This window comes from Bergeriella denitrificans NBRC 102155 (genome assembly GCF_001592185.1).
GTDB lineage: Bacteria > Pseudomonadota > Gammaproteobacteria > Burkholderiales > Neisseriaceae > Neisseria > Neisseria denitrificans.
In genome coordinates, this window is sequence record NZ_BCWL01000134.1 from 1 (window position 1) to 5,954 (window position 5,954).

Here is a 5,954-nt window from a genome sequence, read left to right on the forward strand (position 1 = left end):
TCTGTGAAAATTCATATATTGTTGAAAACAATAAAAATATATCAACATAGTCGAAGAAATTAATTTCTGCTACAAATACGCCAAGGCGAGCCAACGCCATAGCAGGATTTAAGTTCGACGACTATATCAGATAGCACGTTCCATATAAAGATTTACGCCCGAAGCGCGGCTCATACGCGCCACATAAGCGGCGGTCTGCGCCGGCCACTCAATGCCTTTGACGATGGTCAGGTTACGCAATACCGGAAACAGCAGAATATCTTCCATGCCCGTTTCCCCGCCGAAGCCCGCATCGCCGCCGGCGGCATACACCTCCAGCGCCTGCAAATCGGCATGAATTTGCGCCAGATATTGCGGCGTATCGGCGAGATTTTGCTCGAAATTGCCGATATTCTGCTCTTTTTTCTCCGTGAAATAGCGCACCGCCGATGCTTCCGCAAACTCCGGCAAACCGATTTTCACCATGCGCGGCTGCACCAATTTATTGACATATTCGCCGACCTTATCCAACCAGGCCTGCACCTCGGGGCGCACTTCTTCTTTCAGACGGCCTTTGCCTGCCAGTTCGTCAACATAGCGCACAATATCCAGGCTCTCGCCCATAAAACTGCCGTCGTCTTTTTCCAAAATCGGCACTTGTTTCGCACCAATCATGCGGATTGGGTTGGCCTCGTCGTCATTCGCCAGCACCACCTGCTCGACCGCCACGCCGCGTAAACCGAAAATCATGCGCGCGCGTACGCAAAAAGGGCAATGGTCGTAAATATACAGCTTCATTCTCATCTTTCATCATCAAACAAACGCCATACTTTACCCCCGCAGGCCGTCTGAAATCAACACTTGTTTTCAGACGGCCTCACTTAAACCACCGTTTCGCCGGATTGGGGCAACGGGATTATTCATTCCCGCCTTTCCCTGCTACAATAGCCCCTTCCATCAGCGCATCGGAAAAGAGGCAGCCATGACCCCGCACGCCAGCAACATCGCTCCCGACCTGAGCCATTACAGCGAATGGTTCGACGCCTATCTTGCCCGCCAAAACGAGCAGGATCGCGCCATGCTCCAAGCCGCCCTCAAACTGGCGGCGCAGCACTACCCGGCAGACCTGGCCACCTTCGCCGGCGAGCCCGTGATGAGCAACGTATTCGGCGCGGCGGAAATGGTCAACGAAATGGACTTGCTGCCCGACGCCGTGGCGGCGACTTTGCTCTCCAGCATTTCTTTATGTCTCGAAGACTGGCAAACCGTCGTCACCGAGCAATGCAACGCCACCGTCACCGAATTGGTCAAAGGCATAGACGAAGTACACAAACTCACCCAATTCGCCAAAGTCGACAGCCTCGCCACGCCCGAAGAACGCGCCCAGCAGGCCGAAACCATGCGCAAAATGCTGCTGGCCATGGTGACAGACATCCGCGTGGTCTTAATCAAGCTCGCCATGCGCACCCGCACCATGCAATACATCGGCACCCTGCCCGACAGCCCCGAAAAACGCGCCATCGCCAAAGAAACGCTGGATATTTTCGCACCGCTGGCCAACCGGCTGGGCGTATGGCAACTCAAATGGCAGCTCGAAGATTTGGGCTTCCGCCACCAAGAGCCGGAAAAATACAAAGAAATCGCCAAACTCCTCGACGAAAAACGCACCGAACGTCTGGAATACATCGAAAACTTCCTCGACATCCTGCGCGGCGAGCTGGCCAAATTCAACATCCATTTCGAAGTCGCCGGCCGGCCGAAACACATCTACTCCATTTACAAAAAAATGGTGAAGAAAAAGCTTGATTTCGACGGCCTCTACGACATCCGCGCCGTGCGGATTCTGGTGGACACCATACCCGAATGCTACACCACGCTGGGCATCGTCCACAGCCTGTGGCAGCCCGTGCCCGGCGAATTCGACGACTACATCGCCAACCCCAAAGGCAACGGCTACAAAAGCCTGCACACCGTCATCATCGGCCCCGAAGACAAAGGCGTGGAAGTCCAAATCCGCACCTTCGACATGCACCAGTTCAACGAATTCGGCGTTGCCGCCCACTGGCGTTACAAAGAAGGCGGCAAAGGCGACTCCGCCTACGAACAGAAAATCGCCTGGTTGCGCCAACTGCTCGACTGGCGCGAAAACATGGCCGAAAGCGGCAAAGAAGACCTCGCCGCCGCCTTCAAAACCGAACTCTTCCACGACACGATTTACGTTCTGACCCCGCACGGCAAAGTCCTGTCGCTGCCCGCGGGCGCCACCCCCATCGACTTCGCCTACGCCCTGCACAGCAGCATAGGCGACCGCTGCCGCGGCGCCAAAGTCGAAGGCCAAATCGTTCCCCTTTCCACCCCGCTCGAAAACGGCCAGCGCGTAGAAATCATCACCGCCAAAGAAGGCCACCCCTCAGTCAACTGGCTGCACGAAGGCTGGGTCAAATCCGGCAAAGCCATCAGCAAAATCCGCGCCTTCATCCGCCAGCAAAACGCCGATACCGTGCGCGAAGAAGGCCGCGCCCAACTCGACAAACAACTCGCCAAAATCAACCCCAAACCCAACCTGCAAGATCTGGCCGAAAACCTCGGCTTCAAAAAACTCGACGACCTCTATACCGCAATCGGACAAGGCGAAGTCACCCCGCGCGCCATTCAAAAAGCCTGCGGCCTGCTGAACGAACCGCCGCCCGCCCCGATTACCGAAACCACCATCGTCAAACAATCGAAAATCAAAAAAGGCGGCAAAAACGGCGTACTCATCGACGGCGAAGACGGCCTGATGACCACCTTGGCAAAATGCTGCAAACCCGCGCCGCCCGACGACATCGTCGGCTTCGTCACCCGCGAGCGCGGCATTTCCGTACACCGCCGCAACTGCCCGTCGTACCTGCATCTGGCCGAGCAGTCGCCCGACAAAGTCTTAAACGCAAGTTGGGCAGCGGCGCAGGAAGGCCAAGTGTTCGCCGTGGATATCGAAATCCGCGCCCAAGACCGCAACGGCCTGCTGCGCGACGTATCCGACGCGCTGGCGCGCCACAAACTGAACGTCACCGCCGTACAAACCCAGTCCCGCGACCTCGAAGCCAGCATGCGTTTCACGCTGGAAGTCAAACAAGTCAACGACTTACCGCGCGTACTCGCCAGCTTGGGCGATGTCAAAGGCGTATTGAGCGTGACGCGGCTGTAAAGCCTGTTTCTCCCCCCCCCCCCCAAAAAAAAGCCGTCTGAAAATCGCATTTTCAGACGGCTTTTTTTGCCGGATTGCCGCAGCTTGAGGTGTCCATCGCAAAGCCACCCAATCAAATCACATAAAAATAAATACACACAAACTGCGCCAGGCTGCCGCCCAACACAAACAGATGCCAAATACCGTGGCCGTGTTTGATTTTCGTATCGTTCACAAACCAATAAATGCCCGCGCTGTACAGCAGCCCGCCCAACACCAGCCAAAATAGCCCTGCGGCCGACAGGCTCAAGGCCAGCGGGTAAAGCGCCACCAGAATCAGCCAGCCCATCACCACATAAATCAGCATGGAAAGCCGCCGCGTTTCGCTACGCAAGCCTATGGTCAGCTCCTGCACAATACCGGCCAACGCCAGCCCCCACGACACGCCGAACAGCGACCAGCCCCACGCGCCCTGCAGCGTCACCAGCGTAAACGGGGTATAGCTGCCCGCAATCAGCAGGTAAATCATGCAGTGGTCGATTTTCTGCAACACCGCTTTGGCGCGCGGCTGGGGAATGCTGTGGTAAAGCGTCGATCCGGCATACAGCAGCAGCAGGCAGACGCCGTAAGTAATCGCCCCGGCCAGCTTATAAGGGTCGGCATCGGCCGCCTTCACCACCAGCAGCACCAGCCCCACCGCCGCCAGCAGCGCGCCGATCAGATGGCTGTATGCATTGAAACGTTCGCCGTGATACATAATGCGTCTTCTCAATAGAAACGATGGCAGTGTACGCCAAAGCCCCTGCGGGCAAAACCGTCAGGACGATAAAAATAAGTTAAGCCGTCTGAAAACCGCGATTTTCAGACGGCTTACGCTTGCGGCAACCACAGCCGTCTGTACGGCTGCGGCAGTACGACAGTGCTTTTAGAAACGCGGATTTTCAAAAATCTCGTCGGTCGCGTAAGTAATGCTCATCGGCAGACCTTCCGGCGCCAATACCGCTTGGGCGAGATTGGTGGTAATCGACTTGGAGAAAGAGCCGGTATAGAGCTTGGTACCCTGATGGCTCAGATTGGACTGTACGTCCACCGCCACTTTGCCGCCCAGCTGACGCCACAGGCGGCAGAAGAAGTAGTCTTCGGAGAGGTAGCGTTTGCTTTCGGGGTCGACCATGCAGTCGAAAAAGCGGTAGCAGGTTGCTCGGGCGTTGTAATCGCTGTCGGATTGGTATTCCAGCTCAGGATAGGCCTTCATCATTTTCTCGAACACTTCGCGCTTGATGGCCATAAAGCCCGTCGGCGCTTCGTCCACATCCATAAAGCCGTCTGCATCCACGCTCAGGCTGACCGTACCTTCTTCGTTGGTGGTGTGCGTATTGATGGTGTAACGCGTGTAGCGGGCTTCAAAATCTTCGCGGGTCATCGCCTCAGGCAGGCCCTCTTCCGGCCACACTTCCTTTTTCAGAGGATAAATACCCGCCGCAATATCGCGGTCGGCCAGCAGCAGTCGGTAAAAAGCCTCGGCAGAAAAACCAATGTCGGAATCAATCCAAACCAGGTGCGTATAATCCGGGTTTTTCAAAAAGTCGGATACCGCATTATTACGCGCACGCGTAATCAGGCTCTCCCCGCGCTGTAAAAAAACCTGCATTTCCATTCCCAGCTTCGTACTCTGCGCCACAAGATTCAGCAGAGACAGCGTGTAATTATGGAAATATTTGCCGTCATGGCTCGGGGTTGCAATCATGGGGCGCATATTTTTCAGTTCGGACATCGGCAACATAAGGTGTTTCCTAATTAAGAATCAGTTTGAAGTTATTTTGCAGGGATTATACCAACAATTTCCGTACGGCAGAAAATAACCGCAACGCCGCCGTTTTCAAACGGCCTGCACCCGCCGACACCGCCGGGCAGGCCGTCTGAAAACCACTACCTAAGGCAGCATAAACACGCCCCGCCCCACTTCAATCACCTTACCGCCCACCGACACCACGCCGTTATCATCCACGCGCAGCAGCAGGCGGTTCGGCCGCGCCAGCTCGTCGCCCTGCGTGATGTTTAAAGCCAGCGACCCGCCCCGCTGCTGCCAGAGCCAACCGCCCAAATTCGCCGCCGCCGAGCCTGTGCCCGGGTCTTCCAATACCGCGCCGTCCTGCCCGAAAAACAAGCGCACTTTCGCCGTATCGCCCGACAACGCCCACACATAAATTTGCGGCTTGCCGAAATCCGTCGCCGTCTGGCGCATAAACGCCGCCGCATCCGCCACCCTGCAGCGCGCCACCGCTTCAAACGAAGCCAGCGGCAGTAAAAGCTGCCAAGTGCCCGTATTCACCCACATCGGTGCTGCGGCCACATCTTCCGCCGCCAAACCCAGCAAAGCCGCCGCCGCTTCACGGCTCAAATCCGAAGCGGCCGTCTGAATACCGTTATCCAAAGCCAGCGTGACCGCGCCGCCGTCATGCGCTATATCCACCAAGCCCGCCGGCGTTTCCAAGCGGTAATGCGGCGGCAAATCCAGCAGCTTTTGCAACAAATACGCCGCGCCCACCGTCGGATGCCCCGCAAACGGCATTTCATACGCCGGCGTAAAAATCCGCAGCTGCTTCACCGCCTCCGCACGCGCCGCGCGTTTCACAAACACCGTTTCCGACAAATTAAACTGCCGCGCAATCAGCTGCATGGTTTCATCATTCAAACCATCCGCTGCGGGGAACACCGCCAGCGGATTGCCGCCGAAATGCGATTCGGCAAAGACGTTGAGCAGATAAAAAGGGGTGGTGTTTGGCATGATGGGGTTCCTTTGGGGAAA

Annotated in this window: 5 protein-coding genes; 1 reads left to right on the top strand and 4 read right to left on the bottom strand. The window is 56.4% G+C overall.

The window, feature by feature from the left end:
• Nucleotides 1-126 precede the first annotated feature (126 nt).
• Nucleotides 127-777, bottom strand: coding sequence for a glutaredoxin 2 (grxB, locus tag BDE01S_RS07545; protein ID WP_066079622.1), 651 nt, complete (start codon nt 775-777; stop codon nt 127-129).
• A gap of 184 nt (nt 778-961) precedes the next feature.
• Between grxB and BDE01S_RS07550 the strand changes: the two genes are divergently transcribed.
• Nucleotides 962-3,166, top strand: coding sequence for a RelA/SpoT family protein (locus BDE01S_RS07550; protein ID WP_066079626.1), 2,205 nt, complete (start codon nt 962-964; stop codon nt 3,164-3,166).
• A gap of 112 nt (nt 3,167-3,278) precedes the next feature.
• On the opposite strand, the gene trhA is transcribed toward BDE01S_RS07550, so the two are convergent.
• The 3 genes from trhA to BDE01S_RS07565 form a co-directional block, all read right to left on the bottom strand.
• Nucleotides 3,279-3,902, bottom strand: coding sequence for a PAQR family membrane homeostasis protein TrhA (gene trhA, locus BDE01S_RS07555; RefSeq protein ID WP_066079630.1), 624 nt, complete (start codon nt 3,900-3,902; stop codon nt 3,279-3,281).
• Between the two features lie 168 nt (nt 3,903-4,070).
• Complete coding sequence (locus tag BDE01S_RS07560) at nt 4,071-4,928, bottom strand: hypothetical protein (protein ID WP_066079633.1); 858 nt, start codon at nt 4,926-4,928, stop codon at nt 4,071-4,073.
• A gap of 150 nt (nt 4,929-5,078) precedes the next feature.
• A complete protein-coding gene (locus BDE01S_RS07565) occupies nt 5,079-5,933 on the bottom strand; it encodes a PhzF family phenazine biosynthesis protein (RefSeq protein ID WP_066079636.1) in 855 nt (284 codons plus the stop codon).
• Nucleotides 5,934-5,954 lie beyond the last annotated feature (21 nt).